At 38.4% G+C, this 23,021-nt stretch carries 26 protein-coding genes; 8 read left to right on the top strand and 18 right to left on the bottom strand.

Annotated elements, in window-relative coordinates:
* Positions 1-108: 108 nt before the first annotated feature.
* From DV356_RS05090 to DV356_RS05110, 5 genes are all read right to left on the bottom strand, one after another.
* Positions 109-594 carry an NlpC/P60 family protein gene (locus DV356_RS05090; RefSeq protein WP_005650361.1) on the bottom strand — a complete coding sequence of 162 codons (486 nt, stop codon included), beginning with the start codon at positions 592-594 and terminating at the stop codon, positions 109-111.
* 52 nt (positions 595-646) lie between these two features.
* Positions 647-937 carry an integration host factor subunit alpha gene (locus DV356_RS05095; protein WP_005652847.1) on the bottom strand — a complete coding sequence of 97 codons (291 nt, stop codon included), beginning with the start codon at positions 935-937 and terminating at the stop codon, positions 647-649.
* A gap of 1 nt (position 938) precedes the next feature.
* Positions 939-3,326 (bottom strand): phenylalanine--tRNA ligase subunit beta, encoded by a 2,388-nt coding sequence (gene pheT / locus DV356_RS05100; RefSeq protein WP_118806622.1) that lies wholly within the window; start codon positions 3,324-3,326, stop codon positions 939-941.
* A 34-nt stretch (positions 3,327-3,360) separates the two neighbouring features.
* A complete protein-coding gene (gene pheS / locus DV356_RS05105; protein WP_105894198.1) occupies positions 3,361-4,350 on the bottom strand; it encodes a phenylalanine--tRNA ligase subunit alpha in 990 nt (329 codons plus the stop codon).
* A 148-nt stretch (positions 4,351-4,498) separates the two neighbouring features.
* On the bottom strand, positions 4,499-5,239 hold the full coding sequence (locus DV356_RS05110) for a hypothetical protein (protein WP_162632297.1): 741 nt from the start codon (positions 5,237-5,239) through the stop codon (positions 4,499-4,501).
* Between the two features lie 45 nt (positions 5,240-5,284).
* Between DV356_RS05110 and yfaE the strand changes: the two genes are divergently transcribed.
* Entirely contained in the window at positions 5,285-5,533 is a 249-nt protein-coding gene (yfaE, locus tag DV356_RS05115) for a class I ribonucleotide reductase maintenance protein YfaE (RefSeq protein ID WP_005650353.1), read from the top strand.
* Here yfaE and dapB read toward each other — a convergent pair.
* The 6 genes from dapB to ribH form a co-directional block, all read right to left on the bottom strand.
* A complete protein-coding gene (gene dapB / locus DV356_RS05120; protein WP_112119206.1) occupies positions 5,528-6,340 on the bottom strand; it encodes a 4-hydroxy-tetrahydrodipicolinate reductase in 813 nt (270 codons plus the stop codon). The genes yfaE and dapB overlap by 6 nt on opposite strands.
* 16 nt (positions 6,341-6,356) lie before the next feature.
* Positions 6,357-6,986: a LysE family transporter gene (locus DV356_RS05125; protein WP_162628591.1), complete on the bottom strand. Its 630-nt coding sequence runs from the start codon at positions 6,984-6,986 to the stop codon at positions 6,357-6,359.
* Complete coding sequence (locus DV356_RS05130; RefSeq protein ID WP_112119204.1) at positions 6,986-7,477, bottom strand: phosphatidylglycerophosphatase A family protein; 492 nt, start codon at positions 7,475-7,477, stop codon at positions 6,986-6,988. Before DV356_RS05130 ends, DV356_RS05125 begins: the two co-directional genes overlap by 1 nt.
* Positions 7,474-8,460, bottom strand: a complete 987-nt coding sequence (thiL, locus tag DV356_RS05135; protein ID WP_118806623.1) for a thiamine-phosphate kinase — start codon at positions 8,458-8,460, stop codon at positions 7,474-7,476. Before thiL ends, DV356_RS05130 begins: the two co-directional genes overlap by 4 nt.
* Positions 8,461-8,526: 66 nt before the next feature.
* Positions 8,527-8,961: a transcription antitermination factor NusB gene (nusB, locus tag DV356_RS05140; RefSeq protein ID WP_015702186.1), complete on the bottom strand. Its 435-nt coding sequence runs from the start codon at positions 8,959-8,961 to the stop codon at positions 8,527-8,529.
* Between the two features lie 3 nt (positions 8,962-8,964).
* Entirely contained in the window at positions 8,965-9,438 is a 474-nt protein-coding gene (gene ribH / locus DV356_RS05145; protein WP_112119203.1) for a 6,7-dimethyl-8-ribityllumazine synthase, read from the bottom strand.
* A 226-nt stretch (positions 9,439-9,664) separates the two neighbouring features.
* Here ribH and asnS point away from each other — a divergent pair, with 226 nt between their 5' ends.
* Positions 9,665-11,068, top strand: coding sequence for an asparagine--tRNA ligase (gene asnS, locus DV356_RS05150; protein WP_105877691.1), 1,404 nt, complete (start codon positions 9,665-9,667; stop codon positions 11,066-11,068).
* Positions 11,069-11,143: 75 nt separating this feature from the next.
* A complete protein-coding gene (gene can / locus DV356_RS05155) occupies positions 11,144-11,833 on the top strand; it encodes a carbonate dehydratase (protein WP_005631770.1) in 690 nt (229 codons plus the stop codon).
* A gap of 29 nt (positions 11,834-11,862) precedes the next feature.
* Here the strand turns inward: can and DV356_RS05160 are convergent, their stop codons facing one another.
* From DV356_RS05160 to DV356_RS05175, 4 genes are all read right to left on the bottom strand, one after another.
* Positions 11,863-13,806 (bottom strand): ABC transporter ATP-binding protein, encoded by a 1,944-nt coding sequence (locus tag DV356_RS05160; RefSeq protein ID WP_118806624.1) that lies wholly within the window; start codon positions 13,804-13,806, stop codon positions 11,863-11,865.
* A gap of 93 nt (positions 13,807-13,899) precedes the next feature.
* A complete protein-coding gene (locus DV356_RS05165) occupies positions 13,900-15,285 on the bottom strand; it encodes an anti-phage deoxyguanosine triphosphatase (protein ID WP_118806625.1) in 1,386 nt (461 codons plus the stop codon).
* 92 nt (positions 15,286-15,377) lie between these two features.
* Positions 15,378-16,073, bottom strand: coding sequence for a CidB/LrgB family autolysis modulator (locus DV356_RS05170; protein WP_005659557.1), 696 nt, complete (start codon positions 16,071-16,073; stop codon positions 15,378-15,380).
* A gap of 18 nt (positions 16,074-16,091) precedes the next feature.
* A complete protein-coding gene (locus DV356_RS05175; protein ID WP_005650310.1) occupies positions 16,092-16,514 on the bottom strand; it encodes a CidA/LrgA family protein in 423 nt (140 codons plus the stop codon).
* A 114-nt stretch (positions 16,515-16,628) separates the two neighbouring features.
* Here DV356_RS05175 and DV356_RS05180 point away from each other — a divergent pair, with 114 nt between their 5' ends.
* The 5 genes from DV356_RS05180 to queF all read left to right on the top strand — a co-directional run bounded on the left by DV356_RS05180 (position 16,629) and on the right by queF (position 20,430).
* Positions 16,629-17,123, top strand: a complete 495-nt coding sequence (locus DV356_RS05180; RefSeq protein WP_192882161.1) for a thermonuclease family protein — start codon at positions 16,629-16,631, stop codon at positions 17,121-17,123.
* Positions 17,113-18,312 (top strand): cysteine desulfurase, encoded by a 1,200-nt coding sequence (locus DV356_RS05185; RefSeq protein ID WP_118806627.1) that lies wholly within the window; start codon positions 17,113-17,115, stop codon positions 18,310-18,312. The genes DV356_RS05180 and DV356_RS05185 overlap by 11 nt, the downstream gene beginning before the upstream one ends.
* Complete coding sequence (locus DV356_RS05190; RefSeq protein WP_118806628.1) at positions 18,309-18,689, top strand: SufE family protein; 381 nt, start codon at positions 18,309-18,311, stop codon at positions 18,687-18,689. The genes DV356_RS05185 and DV356_RS05190 overlap by 4 nt, the downstream gene beginning before the upstream one ends.
* Positions 18,680-19,465, top strand: a complete 786-nt coding sequence (locus DV356_RS05195) for a Zn-ribbon-containing protein (RefSeq protein ID WP_118806629.1) — start codon at positions 18,680-18,682, stop codon at positions 19,463-19,465. Before DV356_RS05190 ends, DV356_RS05195 begins: the two co-directional genes overlap by 10 nt.
* A gap of 125 nt (positions 19,466-19,590) precedes the next feature.
* A complete protein-coding gene (queF, locus tag DV356_RS05200) occupies positions 19,591-20,430 on the top strand; it encodes an NADPH-dependent 7-cyano-7-deazaguanine reductase QueF (protein ID WP_071163292.1) in 840 nt (279 codons plus the stop codon).
* A 32-nt stretch (positions 20,431-20,462) separates the two neighbouring features.
* Here queF and tyrA read toward each other — a convergent pair whose 3' ends face one another.
* The 3 genes from tyrA to rbfA form a co-directional block, all read right to left on the bottom strand.
* A complete protein-coding gene (tyrA, locus tag DV356_RS05205; RefSeq protein ID WP_192882162.1) occupies positions 20,463-21,587 on the bottom strand; it encodes a bifunctional chorismate mutase/prephenate dehydrogenase in 1,125 nt (374 codons plus the stop codon).
* 88 nt (positions 21,588-21,675) lie between these two features.
* Entirely contained in the window at positions 21,676-22,596 is a 921-nt protein-coding gene (truB, locus tag DV356_RS05210) for a tRNA pseudouridine(55) synthase TruB (protein WP_005694531.1), read from the bottom strand.
* On the bottom strand, positions 22,596-22,982 hold the full coding sequence (gene rbfA / locus DV356_RS05215) for a 30S ribosome-binding factor RbfA (RefSeq protein WP_005694530.1): 387 nt from the start codon (positions 22,980-22,982) through the stop codon (positions 22,596-22,598). The genes truB and rbfA overlap by 1 nt, the downstream gene beginning before the upstream one ends.
* Positions 22,983-23,021 lie beyond the last annotated feature (39 nt).

Consider the following 23,021-nt stretch of genomic DNA (forward strand, 5'->3'; position numbering starts at 1 on the left):
GTGAGATGGATCACAGAAATAATAATTGAAGATAAATTTAATGGTTTTTATTTTCTAGCAGTTGAAAAAACAATAAAAAAATGCTGGAAAATTCCAGCATTATACTTTTTAAATCCGTCTGACTTGCCAGAAGGCTTTCGACCAATAAGGGTTATTCATTGAAGAATAGACAACTCCCCCTCTGGTGGAAGCATGAAGGAATTTATCTTCTTTTACATAAATTCCTACATGATAACCATTAGGGCCTCTGCCAGTTTTAAAGAAAATTAAATCGCCAGTTTGAATATCTTCTTTGCGTACATGTTTACCATAATTAGCTTGTTCAACAGTGCTTCTAGGCAAACGAAGATTAAAACGATCGAAGAAAGTTTTCTGCACAAAACCAGAACAATCTACCCCACGACGAGAAACGCCGCCGAGCACATAAGGTGTACCTGCCCATTCATGTTGTTGTTCGCTCAACATGGCTATGGCCATAATAGGATCGCCGATTTGGCCTTTATAGTTCATCGCATAATCATCGTTTTGAAAACTGGAACAAGCGAATAAAAACAGCGAGGCAGTAGCGATTAAAAATGATTTATATACTTTCATACCTTTTCATATGAAAAGTGCGGTAGAAATTCACCGCACTTTTTGTTGCTTACTATTTAGTTTTTTCTACACGGGCACGTAACTTTTGCCCAGGTTTAAATGTCACTACTCGGCGAGCAGAAACTGGCACAACATCACCTGTTTTTGGGTTACGCCCTGGGCGAGATGACTTATCACGTAGTTCAAAATTACCAAATCCTGATAATTTCACATCTTGACCAGATTCTAGCGATAAGCGGATCTCTTCCAAAAAGTTCTCCACTACATTTTTCGTATCTTGTTTAGATAAGTGATATTTATCGCTTAAATATTCAATAATATCAAGTTTAGTTATCGTAGCCATATTAATCCCTTAATTCAGCATTAAAGCGTTGTTTTACCTCCGCTAATACTGCTGAAATCACTGCATTAATTTCTTCATCTTCAAGTGTTTTTTCATTATCTTGGACAGTTAAGCTAATCGCTAAACTCTTATAGCCTTCAGCGACGCCCACACCTTGATATACATCGAACAAGTTCACTTGCACCAATTTTTCGCCACCTGCTTGTTTACATGCTGCGATTAATTCCCCTGCTGGTACGCTATCCGCGACGACTAAAGCTAAATCACGACGGTTTGCTGGGAATTTAGAAATTTCTTTTGCTTGCACCACATTACGTGCCGCAATTGCATTCCAAAGAATTTCAAATACAAAAGTTTTGCCATTTAAGCCAAGTTTTTGGCTAATAGATGGATGAATTGCACCAATAAAACCAATTTCTTGACCATCTAATTCAATAGCAGCAGATTGACCAGGGTGTAATGCATCAAATTGTTTTGCAACAAAACGAACTCTATTACCACCTTCTGTTAAAGAAAGTACTGATTCTAAATCGCCTTTAAGATCAAAGAAATCTACAGATTCTGCTTTACCTGCCCAATGTTCAGATTTTGCCGTTCCAGTAATCACCGCACTTAAAACAAATTCTTGACGCACGCCAAATTCAGCATTGGCATCTGGCACAAAACGTAATCCTGTTTCAAATAAACGAACACGGGATTGTTGGCGATTTTGGTTATAAAGCACTGCACCTAATAAACCACTCATTAAAGACACACGCATTGCGGACATTTCCACAGAAATTGGGGTTGGCAATACAAGTGCTTCTTGATGTGGATGTAATAAACTTTGAATTTTTGGATCCACAAAACTATAAGTAATAGCTTCTTGATAATCTGCATCCACAAGTGCGGTCTTAATTCGAGCTAAATCTAAATCAGATTCTTTGTGCTCACGCATGCGTAGATGCGCTAATGGCGCATTGTTTGGAATGCTGTTATAACCATAAATACGTGCCACTTCCTCAATTAAATCTTCTTCGATTTCAATATCAAAACGCCAGCTTGCAGAAGTTACCATCCAAATATCATTTGCATAAGTAACATCGAAACCAAGACGGTGGAAAATTTCTGTTACGCTTTCTGTTTCAATATGATGACCTAAAAGAGCATCTAATTTACTACGGCGAAGTTGAACTGTATTGACTTTAGGAAGATGAGTTTCACTGCTTGCTTCACAAATCTCACCCGCTTCACCACCACAGATTTCAAGTAATAATGCGGTTGCTCGTTCCATTGCTTTACGGGCTAATTCAAAATCCACACCACGTTCAAAACGGTGCGATGCATCCGTATGTAAACCATATTGTCTTGCACGGCCTGCAATCGCTAATGGAGCGAAAAATGCGGATTCTAAAATGACATCTTTCGTTTCACTATTCACGCCACTTGCAGCACCACCAAAGATCCCTGCCATTGCTAAAGGCCCATTTTGGTCAGCAATTAATAAAGTATTTGATTGAAGTTTTGCAGTTGAACCATCTAATAATACTAATTCTTCACCTTCTTTTGCTAAACGAACTTGAACGGGTTGTGCAACTTTAGCCGCATCAAACGCATGCATTGGCTGACCAAGCTCAAGCAAAATGTAGTTAGTAATATCGACAATAGGATCGATAGAACGAATACCACAACGACGCAATTTTTCTTGCATCCACATTGGCGATGGTGCTTTTACATTGACGTTCTTTATCACACGTAATAAATAACGCGGGCAAGCTTCTGGTGCTTGTAAATCAATTTGAACTTTATCAGAAATTGTTGCTGGCGCTGCTTCAAAGTGCGGTTGATTTACGAGTTGTTTATTTACCACACCAATTTCACGCGCAATACCTGCGATGCTCAAACAATCCGCACGGTTTGGCGTTAAGCTAATTTCGATGGCATTATCATCTAAAGCTAAATATTCACGTAAATCAGTACCAATTGGTGCATCAAGTGGCAGTTCAATAATGCCGTCAGCTTCAACATCAATACCTAATTCAGAAAATGAACAAAGCATCCCTTCTGATGGCTGACCACGTAATTTCGTTTTCTTAATTTTGAAATCGCCAGGTAATACCGCACCTTCTGTTGCACAAGCCACTTTTAAGCCTTGACGACAATTTGCTGCGCCACACACAATATCCAATAAACGATCACCGCCTACGTTCACTTTAGTTACACGTAATTTATCTGCATCTGGATGTTGTGCACATTCCACCACTTCACCAACAACGACACCATTAAATGTACCCGCAACGCTTTCCACTCCATCTACTTCTAAGCCAAGCATGGTAATTTGCTCGCATAATTGCTCGGTGGACACCGCAGGGTTCACCCATTCTCTTACCCACTGTTCACTAAATTTCATTTGTTGTTATCCTTTTTAATTCAAATCCGAGAAATTACTTAAATTGTTTTAAGAAACGTAAGTCGTTTTCAAAGAACGAACGTAAATCTGTTACGTTATAACGTAACATTGTTAAACGCTCAACGCCCATTCCCACTGCAAAACCAGAATATTCATTCGGATCAATACCAACATTACGCAACACATTTGGATGCACCATACCACAGCCCAACACTTCTAACCATTTACCGTTTTTACCCATCACATCCACTTCCGCTGAAGGCTCTGTGAATGGGAAATAAGATGGACGGAAACGCACTTGTAAATCTTCTTCAAAGAAAGCACGTAAAAAATCGTGCAATAAGCCTTTCAATTCGGTGAAATTTGCTTTTTTATCCACATAAAGCAATTCAATTTGATGGAACATTGGCGTGTGCGTTTGATCGTAGTCATTACGATATACACGTCCTGGTGCCATAATGCGAATTGGTGGTTGCATTTTTTCCATAGTACGAATTTGCACGCCAGAAGTTTGAGTACGAAGTAATAATTCTGGATTAAACCAGAAAGTATCGTGATCGGCACGTGCTGGGTGATGTTTAGGAATATTTAACGCATCGAAGTTGTAATAATCACTTTCAATTTCTGGGCCATTTTCAACTGAAAAGCCAAGTTCTGAGAAAAATTTTGTTACACGATTAATCGTCATGGTAACTGGATGTAAGCCACCGGTTTCAACTTTGCGACCAGGTAAACTGACATCTACACGTTCTTTTTCTAATTTTGCGTTAAGTTCAGCCTGTTCCCACTCCGTTTTTTTTGCATTTAAAAATTCTAACGCAGCTTGTTTTGCTTCGTTAATTTTTGCACCCATCGCAGGACGTTCTTCAGCTGACACGTTACGCAATTCTTGCATTAATTGCGTAAAATACCCTTTCTTACCAAAATATTCGACACGGATTTCATCCAAAGCCGTTAAACTTTTATCCTGAATGGATTCAATCGCTGATTTTGCCTTTTCAACAAGCTCGTTCAGATGTTGCATAGTTTCCCCTGCTTCTCTTTTCTCTATAAAATAAAAAACCGGGTAATGATAATACCAAGTCCTTAAAAAGTAAAAGAATAATGCGAAAAATCATTGGCTTATCAAAAATAAAAATGGAATAACGTATTCGCTATTCCATTTTTTCTTGTTACCAACAAAATCGTTCATTCACAAAATTTTCTGACCGCTCTTTTTGCCATTTTTCTTTATTTTTTGGATTAGCAAAAAAACGGGCTTGTTCCTGTAAACGCTGAACTAATTTTTCTTCTGCTTCTTTTAACGCTTTTTGACGATCTGCAAATTTTGCGGGTAATGCTGGTAAGAAAATCACTTCATAAGGATGCGCAATTGTCCATTTCACCGCATTTTCGGCAGCAAGACTTTGTTTATCAAAATTGCAAAACGCATAAGCATTAACAAACTGCCCTACAACATGGCTGAACCCTGTATTATCCTGCACCGTTTGTTTTGGTAAATCCAACACATAAAGTGCGGTAATCAAACGATTTTGTCCACGATAAAACCAAGTAACCGCTTCATCTCTTAAGCCAAAATCGTAAGCCCGAGCGGCTAAGGTAAACATTGTCATTGGTGAAATGCGAGCTGGATTTTCTTCTACAAATTTTACCGCACTTTTATAACCTTTTAGCGTATTTTCACGTAACATAGGATCAATTTCTTTATGTACAAATACATTTTCTGCTTTTCCATTTTCAGCAGAATAATAAGGTTTAATATAAATATCCACCGTCTTCACTGGTTCTTTGCTAATAGAACTACAAGCCGTAATAAAAAGTGCGGTTATAAAACCTAGCATTTTAAAAATAGGAATTTTGGCAAAATTCAAGCAAATCCACTGACTAAGTGAAGTTTTTATCAATAATTTCATCTTTTCCTTATATAATGGCACGACAAATTACAACATATCGTTATTATGAAAATCCACCTTATCCGCCATAACACCACATTAGAATTCAATAATGAAACAAGTTTACTTGATCATCTCGAGAAAAATAATATTCATCACGAATATCAATGCCGTAGTGGCTATTGTGGTTCTTGTCGCGTTAAGATCAAAAAAGGCAAGGTGTCTTATAAAGAAATGCCTCTTGCCTTTATTCAACCTGATGAGATTTTATTATGTTGCTGTCACGTAGAAAGTGACATTGAAATTGATTTATAAATTATTTAAATCTAATACATCGGTCATATCAAATAAGCCATTCGCCTTATTTTCTAACCATTTACCAGCACGCACTGCACCATTAGCGAAAGTCATTCGGCTTGATGCTTTATGGGAAATTTCTACACGTTCGCCAATATCTGCAAACCAAACCGTGTGTTCCCCCACCACATCCGAAGCACGAATAGTTGAAAAACCAATTTCATCGCGTTTACGTTCGCCTGTAATTCCTTCACGGCAGAAGACTCCGTGAGTTTTTAAATCGCGACCTAAGGTTTTTGCGATATGTTCGCCCATAGAAAGTGCAGTGCCAGATGGCGCATCAACTTTATGACGGTGATGAGCTTCGATCACTTCAATATCGCAATAATCCCCCATCACTTTTGCCGCTTTTTCTAAAAGCTTGAAGACTAAATTCACGCCAACACTGAAATTTGATGCAAACACAATAGCAATTTTATCTGAAGCTGCTTTAATCGCCACTTTACCATTTTCATCAAAACCTGTTGTACCGATCACCATTTTTTTATTATTCGCTACGCAAAATGCAATATGTTCAAGGGTGCCTTCTGGTCGAGTAAAATCGATTAATAAATCGAATTTATCTTTTTGGCTTTCAAGATCATCTGAAACTGCAACGCCAAGATGACCAATTCCCGCCAATTCTCCCGCATCCGTCCCAACTAAAGATGATCCTTTGCGTTCAAAAGCCGCACCTAGTTCTACGCCTTCCACAGAATGAACCGCTTGAATTAATTGGCGCCCCATTCTTCCGCCAGCACCAGCGATTGCAATTTTTAATGTCATGTTACTTCCTTTTCTATTAATGAATTATTTCGTTGATGCCGTTATAAACAAGCACACAACCAAAAAATAAAAATACAATACCCGCCATATTATCAATATAACGGCTGTATTGACTGTATAAACGCTTGGCAATATTACGTGAAAAAATCAATGAAATCACATAAAAATAACAAAATGTTTCTACCACAATCACTGCAAAAGCCAAGATAATTTGCCACATTTCAGTGATATTTACTAAGACAAGCGACATCACGCTACTAAAATACACCACGACTTTTGCATTGGATAAATTCACGAAAAGCCCTTTCAAAATTTCTTTTTTGATTGTGGTTTGCTGATTAAATTCAGTATCAGAGTGCGGTTCAAATTGAGCGTATTTTTTGCTGCGAGCCATTAAAAAACCGAGATATGCTAAGTAACTACCGCCTAGCAACATAATAACGCCATGTAATGCTGGAATGGTAACGAACAACACCGCCAATCCCAACATAGAAAGCATTCCCCAAAAAGCGATACCAAGCGTTATGCCTAAAATGCCACAAACTGTATTACGACGAGAGTTACTTGCCGCCATCCGACTTACATAGAAGAAATCAGGCCCTGGCGTCATTAATCCAAATAAATGCACAATGATTAAATTTAGCATCACAACATCCAATACTGAATTGCAAATACGACAATCACGGCATAAATTGCCGCTAAAACGTCATCGATCATAATGCCAAAACCATTTTCGAGTTTTTCGTCAAAATAACGAATTGGGAACGGTTTTAAAATATCAAAAAAGCGGAATAACGCAAAAGCAGCCAAAATCCATTGCCAAGATAATGACGGTATCGCTGCTAATACAATAAATACACCGACAAATTCATCCCAGACGATAGAACCATGATCGTGTACGCCCATATCTGCAGTAGTTTTTTGGCAAAGGTAGCAACCGAGTAGAAAACAAAGTGCGGTGAAAATTAAAAAGATTTTTACGCCTAATAAGGAAAGTAAAATCACACCTAAAATTGTTCCAGCTAAGCTCCCCCAAGTGCCGGGTGCTGGATAAATTAAACCCGAGCCAAAACCAACGGCAAGCAAATGAATAGGATTTAAAAGAAAGATTTTTTTAAGAGGATTATTTTCTGTCATTTTGATTCCTTAAAATGATCGAAACCACTTGAAAAAGTTATATTCACAGGTTTTCCATCCCGTAAAAAACGGGGAGAAAAGTCACCGCACTTTTCAGTGATTTTACCAATGCAAGTACAAGGCACGTTCAGTTTTTTCAAGCGTAATTCTAATTCATCTTTAGATTTGGGCGGTATAGTAAAACAGAGTTCATAATCTTCGCCACCACTTAAGGCAAATTGTTCCGCTTGAGTGCGATCATATTTATTTAAAATCGATGATGAAAGAGGTAATGCAGTCAGTTCAACTTCAGCACTACATTGACTTCGTTCAAGAATATGCCCTAAATCAGATATTAGCCCATCGGAAAGATCAATGGCAGCATGAGCAATATTAATTAACGCCCGCCCAAGTTCAATTCTAGGTGTGGGTCTAAGATGTCGTTGTTGCAAAAAAACATCATCAGAATCAACCGCACTTTTGCCCAATAAAATTTGTGTTAAACCTGCCGCGCTATCGCCTAAGGTGCCTGAAACATAAATTAAATCGCCAACTTGCGCTTTATGCCGACAAATTCCTTTGTTTTTTTCGACAAAACCTTGTGCCGTAATCGTAATAGACAAATTACCTTTTGTAGTATCGCCACCAATTAATGTGACGTTGTATTGTTTTAACGTGTGTAATAAACTTTGGCTAAATGTTGAAATCCAATTTTCATCTACATTTGGCAAAGTTAATGCCAGTGAAACCCATTTTGGCTGTGCCCCCATTGCAGCAAGATCACTTAAATTTGTTGCAACCGCCTTATAAGCCAAGTCCGTAGGTAAAATGGTTGGTAAAAAATGCGTATTTTCTACCATTGTATCGGTCGTAATGGCAAGCTGATAATTCTCTGGCACGGAAACCAGCGCACAATCGTCGCCAATAGATAATTGAATGGAATCATCAACTAATATTTGTTGCTGAAAATATCGTTTAATTAAATCAAATTCACCCATTGCCATTTTTCACCTATCTTATAAAAGAAAAGGCACGCGTTAAAAACGCGCGCCATTTTCAGTTTAAAAGGATTATTTACGCCCTAATGCTGGTGCGATTTTATCAAGTACGCCATTGATATATTTATGGCTTTCATCTGCACCGAATACTTTTGCCACTTCAATCGCTTCATTGATAACCACTTTATATGGCACATCTAACTCGAAGCGCAATTCATAAACGGCCAAACGTAAAATTGCCGTTTCAATAGGATCAAGCTCATCAAAAGCACGGTCAATATAAGGCGAAATTGAAAAATCAACGGTTTCAATATTTTCTATTGTTTGACGAAATAATTTACGGAAGTAAGGTTTATCTACCCCTTCCATATCTTGATCTAACACAAAGGCTAATTCCACTTGTTCTGCAGTATTGCCGGATACTGCCCAAGAATACAAGGCTTGAACAGTACATTCACGCGCACGACGACGAGCAGAAGGCTTTTTCACTTGTTTTTGTTCTGTCATGATTTATGCCGCATCAATTTGTTGAATAAGATTAACCATTTCAAGTGCGGTTAAGGCTGCTTCTGCACCTTTGTTTCCTGCTTTAGTACCAGCACGTTCAATCGCCTGTTCAATATTTTCTGTGGTTAATACACCAAAAGCGACAGGGATTTCAGCATCCATTGCAACTTTTCCTAAACCGCTGCTTGCTTCTCCTGCTACATATTCAAAATGTGCTGTACCACCACGGATAACTGTACCTAATGCCACAATTGCATCAAATTTTTTACTTTCAGCTAAACGACGAGCAACTAATGGCAACTCATACGCGCCTGGGATACGCACGATAGTGATATTTTCATCTTTCACTTGGCCAATACGTTTTAATGCGTCAATTGCACCTTCTAATAAACTTTCATTAATAAAACTGTTAAAACGAGCAATTGCTACTGCAACTTTTGCATTAGGTGCTGCGACTGAGCCTTCTAAAACTTTCATATTTTTTCCTATTATTAGCCATAATGATTTTGGCCCGAGATTTTAGCATAAAATCGCGTATATTCAATATTAATGAGGCTTTACCCTATTTTATTTAGGACTCATTTTTAAGGCGATTTTATTGTTCATAGCCCGCACCAACACTATATTTTTATGGAAAATTTCCTTTATTAAGGTAAACTATCGGCAATTTTATGTGAATTACATTCAGTTACAGAGGTTTAATATGTCTAAAGTGGCATCAATTGTTGATGTATTACAAGGGAAAGTGGTGATTGGTGAAAGTGTCACTGTGCGTGGTTGGGTTCGTACCCGTCGCGATTCTAAAGCAGGCTTATCTTTCTTAGCGGTTTATGACGGTTCTTGCTTTGATCCAATTCAAGCGATTATTAATAACGATATTGAAAATTACGAAAGCGAAATTTTACGTTTAACAACAGGCTGTTCTGTGATTGTAACCGGTAAGGTCGTTGAATCACCTGCAGAAGGACAAGCGGTTGAATTACAAGCAGAAAAAGTGGAAGTGACAGGGTTTGTTGAAGATCCAGATACTTACCCAATGGCAGCAAAACGCCACTCTATCGAATATTTACGCGAAGTGGCTCACTTACGCCCTCGTACCAATATTATTGGCGCGGTCGCGCGTGTTCGTCATTGCTTGTCTCAAGCAATTCACCGTTTCTTCCATGAGCAAGGTTTCTACTGGGTGGCAACCCCATTAATTACTGCATCAGACACTGAAGGTGCGGGTGAAATGTTCCGTGTTTCAACGCTTGATTTAGAAAATCTTCCACGTAGTGAAAATGGAAAAGTTGATTTCAGCCAAGATTTCTTCGGTAAAGAATCATTTTTAACGGTTTCAGGTCAGTTAAACGGCGAAACCTACGCTTGTGCATTAAGCAAAATTTATACTTTTGGCCCAACATTCCGTGCAGAAAACTCGAATACCACCCGTCACTTAGCGGAATTCTGGATGGTTGAACCCGAAGTTGCATTTGCAACCTTAGCGGATAACGCAAAACTTGCAGAAGATATGTTGAAATACGTATTCCGCGCAGTATTAGCAGAGCGTAAAGACGACTTACAATTCTTTGAAAAACATGTAGATAAAGATGTTATTACTCGTTTAGAAAACTTTGTAAACTCAGATTTTGCGCAAATTGACTATACCGATGCCATTGATGTGTTATTAAAATCTGGTAAGAAATTTGAATTCCCTGTTTCTTGGGGCATTGATCTTTCTTCTGAACACGAACGTTTCTTAGCGGAAGAATATTTCAAATCACCAGTTGTGGTAAAAAACTATCCAAAAGACATTAAAGCATTCTATATGCGTTTAAATGATGATGGAAAAACTGTGGCAGCAATGGACGTGTTAGCTCCAGGAATTGGTGAAATCATCGGTGGTTCACAACGTGAAGAACGTTTAGAGGTGCTTGATAAACGCATGGAAGAAATGGGATTAAATCCAGATGATTATTGGTGGTATCGCGATCTTCGTAAATACGGCAGTGTTCCACATTCTGGTTTTGGTCTTGGTTTTGAACGTTTAATCGTCTATGTAACTGGCGTTCAAAATATTCGTGATGTAATTCCATTCCCACGCGCGCCAAGAAATGCGAATTTCTAATTCAATTTAACTTTAATATTGACCGCACTTACGCCAAAGTGCGGTCAATTTTTTCAGAATTTTAAGGAAAGTAAAATGGATAAAATTAAACAACTCTTTGCCAACAATTACAGCTGGGCGCAAAGAATGAAAGAAGAAAATTCTACTTACTTCAAAGAACTTGCGGATCATCAAACGCCACATTACCTTTGGATTGGTTGCTCTGATAGCCGTGTGCCTGCTGAAAAATTGACAAATCTTGAACCGGGCGAGCTTTTTGTACACCGTAATGTTGCTAACCAAGTAATTCACACAGATTTTAATTGCCTTTCTGTTGTGCAATATGCCGTCGATGTGCTTAAAATTGAACATATTATTATCTGTGGTCACACCAACTGCGGGGGGATTCATGCTGCTATGGCAGATAAAGATTTAGGGCTTATCAACAACTGGCTTCTTCATATTCGTGATATTTGGTTTAAACACGGTCATCTTCTCGGTAAACTTTCTCCAGAAAAACGTGCCGATATGCTAACTAAAATTAACGTAGCGGAACAGGTTTACAATCTTGGTCGAACTTCTATTGTAAAAAGTGCTTGGGAACGCGGACAAAAACTCTCATTACATGGCTGGGTATATGACGTAAATGATGGATTTTTAGTGGATCAAGGCGTAATGGCAACCAGCAGAGAAACCCTTGAAATTTCTTATCGAAACGCTATTGCTCGTTTATCAATACTTGATGAAGAAAATATTTTGAAAAAAGATCATCTTGAAAATACATAAAAAAAAACGCCCTTTCGGGCGTTATTTTTTTAAGCTTTACCTTCAACCAAATTTTTCTTTTCTTCTAATTCTTCCCAGCGTAAAAATGCTGTTTCTAATTCGGCTTCAGTATCCGCCAATGCTTTTAATTTAGCATCGGTAATATCATGAGCTTGTTGGAAAAATACTGGATCGGCTATTTCAGCTTGAAGTACGGTGATTTTAGTTTCCAACTCTTCCAATAGTTGTGGAAGCTGTTCTAGCTCTCGTTGTTCTTTATAAGAAAGTTTCACGGATTTCGGCTTAGAAGTGCGGTCATTTTTCACCGCACTTTCTTCTTTTAGTGGTTCAGTTTTCTTCGGTTTAGCCTGTTCTTCCACTGCTTTGCTTGCCCAGAAATTGGCTTGTTGCTGTTTCGCATCAAAGAATCCACCCACATACTTATTCAAACGCCCTTCACCTTCGAATAAATAACATTCTGTCGCAGTATTATCGATAAATTGACGGTCGTGGCTCACAATTAACAATGTGCCTTGATAATCAGTCAAAATTTCTTCTAAAAGCTCCAATGTTTCTACATCAAGGTCATTGGTTGGTTCGTCAAGAATCAATAAATTATTTGGTTTGAGTAATAATTTTGCGAGCAATAAACGATTTCGTTCTCCCCCCGATAAGGCTTTAACTGGCGTCATTGCACGTTTTGGCGGGAACAAAAAATCTTGCAAATATCCTAGCACATGGCGTTTTACACCATTGATTTCAATATCTTGTTTGCCATCCGCTACATTATCCATCACGGTTTTTTCGGGATCTAAATCAGCACGATATTGGTCAAAATAAGCAATATCTAATTTGGTACCACAACGAATTTTTCCTGATGTTGGCTGAATTTCCCCCAGCAATAATTTAATGAAAGTGGTTTTCCCACAGCCATTTGCCCCAACAAGCGCAATTTTGTCTCCACGTAAAATCGTTGTTGAAAAATCTTTTAACAAGGTTTTTCCTGCGATTTCATAGCTCACATTTTCCATTTCAAAGACAATTTTGCCTGAACGACTTGAGGTATCTAACTGTAATTTGGCTGTTCCCATTACTTCACGGCGTTGGCGGCGTTCCTCACGCATCGCTTTTAATGCTCGCACTCGCCCTTCATTTCTTGTACGGCGAGCCTTGATACCTTGGCGAATCCACACTTCTTCCTGTGCAAGACGTTTATCAAATAATTCATTTTGCAAGGCTTCAACGCGTAGATTTTCTTCTTTCGTGGTTAAATATAAATCGTAATTTCCTGGATAAGACCGCAATTGACCGCGATCTAAATCCACAATCCGTGTTGCCATTTTGCGAATAAAAGAACGGTCATGAGAAATAAATATAATGCTACCTTGGAAATCAAGTAAGAAATTTTCCAACCATTCAATAGCTTCCACATCCAAGTGGTTTGTTGGTTCATCAAGTAGTAACACATCAGGATCGCACACCAATGCGCGTGCTAATGCTGCTTTACGCAACCAACCGCCCGAAAGTGCGGATAATTTTGTGTTTGGATTTAAGCCCAGTTTTAACAACACTTCATTGATTTTATTTTCAAATCGCCAGCCATCAGCGTGTTCTAATTTAGTTTGAACCTGTTCTAATTGAGTTAAAATTTGATCACTGTAATTTTCTTCCAATTGAACAGAAATATGATGATATTCTTTCAATAAATCCGTTAAATGCTCTACACCTTCCGCAACATAATCAAAAATATTGCCTTGTGCATTACGCGGTGGGTCTTGTTCTAAACGAGAAACCACAAGATCTTTTTCGTATTGGATTTTGCCATCATCCATCAACACATCGCCTGCGATGATTTTCAATAAAGTTGATTTACCTGCGCCGTTACGCCCAACTAAACAAACGCGTTCATTCGGTTCAATATGTAGTTCTGCGTGATCTAATAAAGGTGCATCGCTAAAAGAAAGGTATCCATTGGTTAAACTAATTAATGCCACAACTGCCCCATAAAAATTCAGTGAAAATTAACCGCACTATTCTATACGGTTTACATAAAAAATCCCATCAATTCAATGGGATTCTCTCTTAAATCAAAGTTGTTGATATACCCGCAATGCGTGTGCATCTGACATGCCTGCAATATAATCGCAAATAATCCGCTTCTTCCTTTCTTCAGGGGCATTACGCCAACGATTTGCCGTATTTCTTGGTAATAAACGCTCTGGATCAGATTCAAAAATTTGGAACATTTCTGTCAGCATTCTCTGCCCTTTATACTCAATTCTCTGAGTATCCACATTACGGATAACATAATCCCAAACGAATTTTTTAAATATACCAAGTGCAGCAATCACTTCAGGTGGCAGCTCTGCGTTATAACGTAACAAAGGTTCATCAAAATTTGCCGTTAATTTCCACCGCACATTAGTAATAAAAAAGTTTACCAATGCACCAATCGCTTGTTTGCGTTCAAAATGTTTATCAGAGAAAAGTCGTTGGCTAATTGAATCAATATTTTTATGCAACCAAGTAGAGGGAATTTGTTTTAATTCAGCATGTGCTGCTTGCCATTGATGTGGATTTACCACGCCAGTTACAATGGCATCTTCTAAATCGTGTACACCATAGGCAATATCATCTGCCAATTCCATAATGCTACAATCCAAAGATTTAAAGCTCGTCTGTAAAAATTCCGCAGGATTTTCCCGCACTTTTTTAAATTTCCCAAATAAAGTGCGGTCATTTTCAGAAAGATTTTCCAGCAACCAATTAAACATTTTTAAATCATCGCGGAAAATGCCCTTTCCTGGAATCCAATCGTGAATACGCACAAAACGAGGATCAATATTGCGAGAAAAATTAAGTTCTGCATATTGAGGCGAAACCACATCTAACAACGCGGGATATTTCACGACACCCAATAGTGTTCTACGCGTTAGATTCATCCCTGCATTTTCAGTGTAAGGCTCAAGTTTTGTTAAAATTCTAAAGGTTTGCGCATTGCCTTCAAAACCGCCCTGCTCTGCTATCATATAATTTAATGCCGTTTCGCCACCATGCCCAAAAGGTGGATGCCCTATATCATGTGCAAAACACAAACTCTCAATAAGATCATTACTTGGCAATAAAGGTTTCAACTGCTTTTGTAACTCATTTTTATCAATATTTAATGTTTGCGAAAGGCTTTCAAAGGTTTCTAAAAATTTAAGTTGTGCAACGAGACTACTACCAATCTGTGCAACTTCCAAAGAATGGGTTAAGCGAGTACGATAAAAATCATTTTCGCCAATTGAGTGAATTTGAGTTTTCGCCTGTAAGCAACGAAAAGCGGCAGAATGTAAAATTCGCCCGCGATCACGACGAAATGGTGGGCGATTATCTTTTTCACGTGGAGGATCAGGAAGAAAACGTTCTGTCCAAGAAGAATCAATGATAAGTGGTTTCATATCGCTTTGTTTTATTTCGTTTTTCTGCATTATCTAATCATTTAGCGCAAAAAACAACCGCACTTTATCTAGAACAAATAAAATCTAGAATGAATAAAGTGCGGTTGAATTTTTATTGATATTTAAACAAAGAAATAAATCAGCTTAAATACAAATGGCGCGAGAATAGAACTAATAATCCCACAAAGCACAAGAGAAATAGAACTGTAACTTCCCGCTGTTGGATTCGTTTCCATACAACTTACTGTACCGAGCGCGTGAGAAACCGAACCAACAGAAAGCCCAATAGCTTCTTGATGTTTAACACCCAATTTTTTTAATACAAGATAACCAAATATCGATCCTTGCAAACCTGCAACCACAACACCAACTGCAGTTACGGCAGGAATGCCGCCTAAATGACGGGAAACTTCCATCGCAATAGGCATTGTGATGGATTTAGGTAAAACCGTAGCGACCATTTCGGGCGTTGCGCCTAAAAGAAATGCTAAAAGCCCGCCACTTAACATCGCCAAAAAAGAGGCTATAACCACCGTTGAAAGAATAATTTTCCATTGTCTGGCAATTTGGCGAAGTTGTTCATAAAGAGGCAATGCGAGAGCAACGATACTCAAGCCAAGTAAATTATTAATAGGCGCATTTCCTGCCATATAATCATCATAAGGAATCTTTCCTATCACTAAAATCGCCGCCAAAATTAATACTGTTAAAACAAAAGTATTAAAAATCATTGACTTCCAACGTTTGCTAATTTGTAGTGCGAGCCAAAACCCAAAAATTGTTAAAAATGTATAAAGATAAATAATGTACTGCTGCATATAAACTTTCCTAACATACTAATTCGCTTGTTTTACCTGATTTTCTCTACGTTTTATTACTTTTTTGCGTTTATGTGTAAAAGATTGCATCTGATACAAATAATGACCTAAAAATCCTATAACAAGTAAAGTGACACAAGTACTCACAATATTAGGAACAAGCAAAATATTAATTTGCTCTATCAATAAATCAGAATATTTGATAATTCCCACGCTCACTGGTACAAAAAGCACTGCCATAAAACGAATTAGCAAACTTGCACCTAAATAAATCCAATTTAAATGAATCACTCGTGTTGTTAAACCTAAAAAGAGCAATAACAATCCCCAAATACTTCCTGGAACACCTGATGGAATGTAATAAGCAATAAGATTTCCGAGATATAACATAATAGATAAAATGACCAACGAACGAACTAATAAAAATAATTTTTGAATCATATACAACCTTTTCAACTATTTTCATAATATTTCAAAATTATTTTACGCTTTTTTTTGCTAACTTGAGCCATTTTTTCGGTAAAATAACCAGACTTAGATCAAAAACTTTGCAAAATGATAAATCGAAAAATACTATTGACGAGTTTATTACTTATTTTTACCGTACTTTCTGCTTGTTCTCGCGAAAAAAATACGTGTCGTGTGGTTAAAATTAGTGATGGCGATACGCTCACTTGCCTCACTAAAGGCAATAAATCCATTAAAGTTCGTTTAGCCGAAATTGATGCGCCAGAAAAATCTCAAGCCTTTGGGCAAAAATCGAAAAAAACCTTGTCCGATCTGGTTTATCAAAAAAATGTACGCCTTGCGCGAAAAGGAAAAGATCGCTATCAACGCACCTTAGCGGTGGTTTATTATCAAAAACAAAATATTAATTTAGAAATGGTTAAACAGGGTATGGCATGGGCTTATAAGCAATATTCCCATGATCCGATTTATCTTCAAGCGCAAGAAAATGCACAAGCCAAAGGAATTGGTCTTTGGGCAGACAATAATCCGATTGAACCAAGTCAATGGCGCAGACAAGAGAAAAATCAATATGGCTTTTGATTATCAAACATTCCGTCAAGCATTTCCCTATTTCCAACGTGAAGATGCGGTTATTTATTTAGATAACGCCGCCACCGCGTTGAAACCTCAAGTGTTAATTGATCGCACCGCTGAATTTTATGCGTCTGCAGGTTCGGTGCACCGTAGCCAATATGATGCTGCCCAAACTGTGCAATATGAACAGGCTCGCACACAAGTTAAAGAATGGGTTCATGCAGAAGATAAACACGCTGTTATTTGGACTTCGGGTACAACTCACGCAATAAACTTAGTGGCAAATGGATTGATGCCGCAATTAAACGCCGAAGATGAAATTCTGATTAGCCAAGCAGATCATCATGCCAATTTTGTCACTTGGCATGAAACGGCGAAAAAGTGCGGTGCAAAAATTCGAGTTTTACCGATTTTAGATAATTGGCTAATTGATGAAAATGCACTGATTTCAGCCCTTTCTGAAAAAACAAAACTCGTTGCGCTGAATTTTGTTTCAAATGTCACTGGCACAGAACAGCCGATTAAACGCCTGATTCAACTGGTTAGAAAACAGAGTAATGCGTTGGTTTTAGTAGATGCTGCGCAAGCGATTAGTCATATTAAAATTGATTTACAAGATTTAGATGCCGATTTCCTCGCATTTTCTGCCCATAAAATTTATGGCCCAAATGGACTTGGCGTTTTAACAGGAAAATTGACCGCACTTTCTCAACTTCAACCGCTCTTTTTCGGCGGAAAAATGGTTGATCGTGTATCAAATGATCGTATTACTTTTGCCGAATTACCTTATCGTTTAGAAGCTGGCACACCCAATATTGCTGGGGTTATTGGCTTTAATGCGGTGCTGGATTGGCTACAAAAATGGGATTTTACCGCAGCAGAACAGCACGCTATATCCTTGGCTGAATCCGTCAAAGTGCGGTTAAAATCTTACGAGAATTGCCGATTATTCAATTCTCCTCAAGCAAGCACTGTCGTTTGCTTTATATTTGACGGCATTGACTGTTCCGATCTTTCTACACTTTTGAGCGAACAAAATATTGCGCTCCGAGTGGGCGAACATTGTGCCCAGCCTTATTTAGCACGCTTAGGCGAACGCACCACATTACGCCTGTCTTTTGCCCCTTATAATACACAGGAAGATGTAGAGGCATTTTTTACCGCCTTAGATAAAGCACTGGATTTATTACAATGATAGAACAATTAAAACAAGCTAAAAATTGGGAAGAACGCTATCGCCTGATTATTCAAGCAGGCAAAAATTTACCTCGCCCAAGCGATGATAAACTCGCTCAAATGCAACCTATTACTGGCTGCGAAGCACAAATGTGGTTTCAAATTATGCCTAAAAATGACCGCACTTTTCAATTCAGCGGATTTAGCGAAGCCAGAATTATGAATGGCTTACTTTGGATTTTATTCAATCAAATCAATGGCAAAACAGCGGATGAATTGAATACATTTGATATTATTGCCTTTTTTAGCGAACTCGGCATTTCACAACGTTTAAGCGAAACACGTTTAAACGGCTTAAACCAAATCGGACAGCAATTAAAAAATTTATGTATTTAATCGAGACCTATTTTCGCCTGACAGCCCTTGAAAATAACATTGAATCACAAATCCATTTACTTAATGCCGTGATCGATCAATGGCGGTATAACGGGCAAATTATCGGACGTGAAATTCCTTTATATTTAGCGGAAGAAGATGGTGCACAAGGTTTTGCTATGCGTGTCATTTGCCCTGAGCAAGATAGTCTTTTCCCACAAAATAATAACGCAGAAGTGAATCGGGCATTACAAGAAGCCGAAAAGTGCGGTGTAATTTTTGATGGTTTTCAACTTGTGGGCGATGATTTCAATTCAGATCAAACGGCAGAAAATGCGTCGCCAGCTTGGCAAGTGCTTTACACAACTCATTTACAAAGCTGCTCACCGATTCATAGTGGAGAAAATTTCGCACCAATTCCGTTGTATAAACAGTTGAAAAATCAACCGCACTTAAGCCAAGATCTGATTAAATGGCAAGAAAATTGGCAAGCCTGCGATCAACTACAAATGAATGGTGCGGTATTAGAACAACAATCTTTGGCAGAAATTTCGGAGCACCAAAGCACACTTTCAAAACATGGGCGATATTTAGCTCAAGAAATAGAAAAAGAAACGGGCATACCGACTTACTATTATTTATATCGTGTAGGTGGGCAATCTTTAGAATCTGAAAAATCCCGTTGCTGCCCTTCTTGTGGTGCAAATTGGGCGTTAAAAAATGCGATTTTTGATACCTTTCATTTTAAATGCGATACCTGTCTATTAGTTTCGAATTTATCGTGGAATTTTTTGTAATTTAAGTCTATGCCTCAACTCTCTGTTGGAATGATAAAGTCTTAGCCCCCTTCCGACGCTTCGCGCCACCTTCCCCCGCAAGCAGGGGAAGGCAAATTATTGTTTAACATATAAAGGAAAAATAAATGAATTACCAAGACAACAGCTTAAAATCCTTAAAACTCGGTCAAAAAACGGAATACGCCTCTCAATATGACCGCACTTTATTACAGCCTGTGCCACGTGCGTTAAATCGTGATGGATTGGGCATTACTCAAAACCAACCATTTACTATCGGCGCCGATATTTGGACGGCTTATGAAATCTCTTGGCTCAACGAAAAAGGCTTGCCACAAGTGGCTATCGCAGATATTTATCTGGATTATCAAAGCCAAAATTTGATTGAATCAAAAAGTTTTAAACTTTATTTAAATAGCTTTAACCAAAGCAAATTTGCCGACTTCAACGCCGTTCAACAAACTATGCAACGCAATTTAATCGAATGTGCGCAAGGCGATGTAAAAGTGCGGTTAAATCCAGTAGCAGTTTATGATGCTCAAAAAATTGAGCATTTACAAGGCGATTGCATTGATGAACAAGATATTGAAATTACTAGCTACGAATTTAACGCTGATTGGCTGAAAGATTGCGTATCTGATGAAATTGTCGAAGAAAAATTAGTCAGCCATTTATTGAAATCTAACTGCCTCATTACCAATCAGCCAGACTGGGGCTCCTTGCATATTCATTATGTTGGTAAAAAAATCAATCAGGAAAAATTATTGCGTTACGTTGTATCGTTCCGCCAACACAATGAATTCCACGAACAATGTGTCGAACGTATTTTTTGCGATTTAATGCACTACGCAAAACCAGAAAAACTCACCGTTTACGCACGCTATACTCGTCGTGGCGGATTAGACATTAATCCATTCCGCTCTAATTTTGAGAATTTACCTGAAAATTTAAGATTGGCGAGACAGTAAAAAACTGCGGTGAAATTTCACCGCACTTTTCTCTACCCTTGTTTCAAATCATTTGCCTGCTGCAATAACTGACGGCTTTCTTTTAAGAATTGTTCTGAATAATCGCCGAACCAGTCATGCACCTTGTGGAAAGCATCAATAAAACCTTGACGATCATTATTTTCAAAGAAAGTTAAGGCTTCGTCGTAAGTTTGTTTTAGCGTTTCAATTACCGCTAAATTTTCTGACTTATCCATAATAATATCTGCGTAAAGCTCTGCATCTTGCGCAAATAAACGACCTATCATCGCAAGTTCTAACCGATAAATAGGGGAAGAAAGTGCCAATAAATTAGCGAGATTAATGGGCTGTTTGGAAAGGTGTAAACCATTCGCAAAAGTCGAAAAATGGCGCAAGGCTTGTATATAAGTCATATTATGATCGTGTTCTGTGGCATTGGTTTGATAAATTTTTGCACCCCAAATTTGAATTTGCTCAAGTAACCATTCATAACGTTCAGGAAAACGTCCATCACAACGCACAACCACTTGTTTTGCCATACTTGCAATATCTGCACCAAACATTGGATGTAAACCTAAAACAGCACCAGTATGAACTTCAAGCATTTTCGCTAGCGGTTCACGCTTAACAGAGGTTAAATCTGCAAGTAGCATGTTTTCCGTTAAATAAGGTTTTAAGCGTTCAATTGTTTCTAAGGTGAGATTAATAGGGACGGAAACGATCACGACATCAGCATTCGCTAAAATACTTTCAGCCACCGCCCAATCTTCGCGATCTAAAATAGAAATTGGATAGCCAGATGCACGTAAATAACGGGCAAATAAGCCGCCTAATTTACCATAACCGCCCACAATAACAATTTTGTGAATATCAGAATTGATAGTTTTAAAACCAAATTGGTTTTCATTGGCATAGGATTCACGCATAAAACGGCGTAGAACATCTTCAATTAAATCGGCTGAAATGCCTGCTTTTTCAGCTTCTAAACGACGTGCTTGGAGCATTGCTATTTCACGTTCTGGCGCATAAATAGGTAATCCATGTTGATGTTTCACTTTACCGACTTGAGAAACCAACTCAAGACGTTTAGCAAAAAGTTGGATAAGTTCGCGATCAAGCGAATCAATTTCAGAACGTAAATCTTTAAGGGCTTCCATAAAACTCACCTGTAATTTTTATCTTACATATATTGTAAAAAATTAATTACAAGGAGATTACTAGAATTTTACAGGAAAGGCAATGAAGTTATGCGGATTGTGTAATTAATCGTTGTGGGCGAATAATATTCCCGTCGATTAAGGCTACGCCTAAGAATAAATTCTCCGCTGAAAATAACCGCACTTGACCACTTAATTGCTGTTCGTTAGCAAATTTCACTCGCTGACCAAAACCAATGGCTTTACTCTGCTCTGCATCCAAATGCAAAGCGGGCAATTTACTTACTGCGGTATCGGTTGGCAGTAATAGACGATCTAATTCACTTAATGGAAAACTTTCAGCGAGCAGTTGTAACTCATTGATTGGCATCATTTCTGCTACGGGGTAATCCGCTACGGCTGTACGGCGTAACATTGTCACATGCGCGCCACAACCTAGCACTTCACCTAAATCATCTACTAAGGTGCGAATATAAGTGCCTTTTGAACAATGCACTTCTAAGGTTAAAAAAGGCGCATTATATTCAATAAAATTAAGTTCAAAAATCGTAATTGGACGTGCCTCACGCTCAACGGTAATACCTTGGCGCGCATATTCATAAAGCGGTTTGCCGTTATGTTTTAGTGCGGAAAACATTGTCGGCACTTGCAAAATATCGCCACGAAATTGTTCAAGTGCGGTCAAAATTTGCTGAGTTTCAAGATTAACTTCACGAGTTTCCACGACTTGCCCTTCTGCATCGGAAGTATCGGTACGTTCGCCTAATTTTGCCGTAACAAGATAACGCTTATCGGCATCAAGCAAAAATTGTGAAAACTTAGTTGCTTCCCCCAAGCAAATCGGCAACATTCCCGTAGCCAACGGATCGAGCGCGCCAGTATGCCCGGCTTTGTTCGCTTGAAATAAACGCTTTACCTTTTGCATAATGTCATTTGATGACATGCCTTGTGGTTTATCCAACAAAAACACACCATCAACATCACGCCAGCGTTTACGAGGTCTAGACATTAGTTGCTTTCCTCAACGTGTTTTTTCTCATCTTCACGCACAACATTTGTCACAAGATTTGACATACGCATCCCTTCCACTAAGGATTGATCGTAAATAAAGCGAATCTCTGGCACGATACGTAAACGCATCGCTTTGCCTAGTAATGAACGAATATAAGGCGATGCTTTTTCTAAGCCTTTCATGCCTTGCTCAATTGCCATTTCATCGTGATCGAATAAAAAAGTCACAAAGATTTTTGCGTAAGATAAATCACTTGACACTTCCACATCAGAAACCGTCACCATCCCAATACGGGGATCTTTCACTTCGCGTTGTAAAATGACTGCTATTTCTTTTTGTATTTCTTGAGCGACGCGATCGCTACGTTTAAATTCTCTTGCCATAGTTATTCCTTATTTATAAAAGCGCCTCATTCTACTGGA

The organism is Haemophilus influenzae (genome assembly GCF_003494325.1).
Lineage (GTDB): Bacteria > Pseudomonadota > Gammaproteobacteria > Enterobacterales > Pasteurellaceae > Haemophilus > Haemophilus influenzae_I.

Coding starts and splice junctions, on each gene's coding strand:
- DV356_RS05130 (WP_112119204.1), bottom strand. CDS start 7,477: ATGACAGAAAATAATCCTCTTAAAAAAATCTTTCTTTTAAATCCTATT.
- DV356_RS05165 (WP_118806625.1), bottom strand. CDS start 15,285: ATGCAGAAAAACGAAATAAAACAAAGCGATATGAAACCACTTATCATT.
- ribH (WP_112119203.1), bottom strand. CDS start 9,438: ATGAAAGTTTTAGAAGGCTCAGTCGCAGCACCTAATGCAAAAGTTGCA.
- DV356_RS05180 (WP_192882161.1), top strand. CDS start 16,629: ATGATAAATCGAAAAATACTATTGACGAGTTTATTACTTATTTTTACC.
- DV356_RS05090 (WP_005650361.1), bottom strand. CDS start 594: ATGAAAGTATATAAATCATTTTTAATCGCTACTGCCTCGCTGTTTTTA.
- dapB (WP_112119206.1), bottom strand. CDS start 6,340: ATGACATTAAAAATTGCAATCGCTGGTGCTGGCGGAAGAATGGGGCGC.
- yfaE (WP_005650353.1), top strand. CDS start 5,285: ATGAAAATCCACCTTATCCGCCATAACACCACATTAGAATTCAATAAT.
- rbfA (WP_005694530.1), bottom strand. CDS start 22,982: ATGGCAAGAGAATTTAAACGTAGCGATCGCGTCGCTCAAGAAATACAA.
- can (WP_005631770.1), top strand. CDS start 11,144: ATGGATAAAATTAAACAACTCTTTGCCAACAATTACAGCTGGGCGCAA.
- DV356_RS05195 (WP_118806629.1), top strand. CDS start 18,680: ATGTATTTAATCGAGACCTATTTTCGCCTGACAGCCCTTGAAAATAAC.
- pheT (WP_118806622.1), bottom strand. CDS start 3,326: ATGAAATTTAGTGAACAGTGGGTAAGAGAATGGGTGAACCCTGCGGTG.
- tyrA (WP_192882162.1), bottom strand. CDS start 21,587: ATGGAAGCCCTTAAAGATTTACGTTCTGAAATTGATTCGCTTGATCGC.
- queF (WP_071163292.1), top strand. CDS start 19,591: ATGAATTACCAAGACAACAGCTTAAAATCCTTAAAACTCGGTCAAAAA.
- DV356_RS05170 (WP_005659557.1), bottom strand. CDS start 16,073: ATGCAGCAGTACATTATTTATCTTTATACATTTTTAACAATTTTTGGG.
- DV356_RS05185 (WP_118806627.1), top strand. CDS start 17,113: ATGGCTTTTGATTATCAAACATTCCGTCAAGCATTTCCCTATTTCCAA.
- truB (WP_005694531.1), bottom strand. CDS start 22,596: ATGTCTAGACCTCGTAAACGCTGGCGTGATGTTGATGGTGTGTTTTTG.
- DV356_RS05110 (WP_162632297.1), bottom strand. CDS start 5,239: ATGAAATTATTGATAAAAACTTCACTTAGTCAGTGGATTTGCTTGAAT.
- pheS (WP_105894198.1), bottom strand. CDS start 4,350: ATGCAACATCTGAACGAGCTTGTTGAAAAGGCAAAATCAGCGATTGAA.
- nusB (WP_015702186.1), bottom strand. CDS start 8,961: ATGACAGAACAAAAACAAGTGAAAAAGCCTTCTGCTCGTCGTCGTGCG.
- asnS (WP_105877691.1), top strand. CDS start 9,665: ATGTCTAAAGTGGCATCAATTGTTGATGTATTACAAGGGAAAGTGGTG.
- thiL (WP_118806623.1), bottom strand. CDS start 8,460: ATGGCAATGGGTGAATTTGATTTAATTAAACGATATTTTCAGCAACAA.
- DV356_RS05125 (WP_162628591.1), bottom strand. CDS start 6,986: ATGCTAAATTTAATCATTGTGCATTTATTTGGATTAATGACGCCAGGG.
- DV356_RS05175 (WP_005650310.1), bottom strand. CDS start 16,514: ATGATTCAAAAATTATTTTTATTAGTTCGTTCGTTGGTCATTTTATCT.
- DV356_RS05095 (WP_005652847.1), bottom strand. CDS start 937: ATGGCTACGATAACTAAACTTGATATTATTGAATATTTAAGCGATAAA.
- DV356_RS05190 (WP_118806628.1), top strand. CDS start 18,309: ATGATAGAACAATTAAAACAAGCTAAAAATTGGGAAGAACGCTATCGC.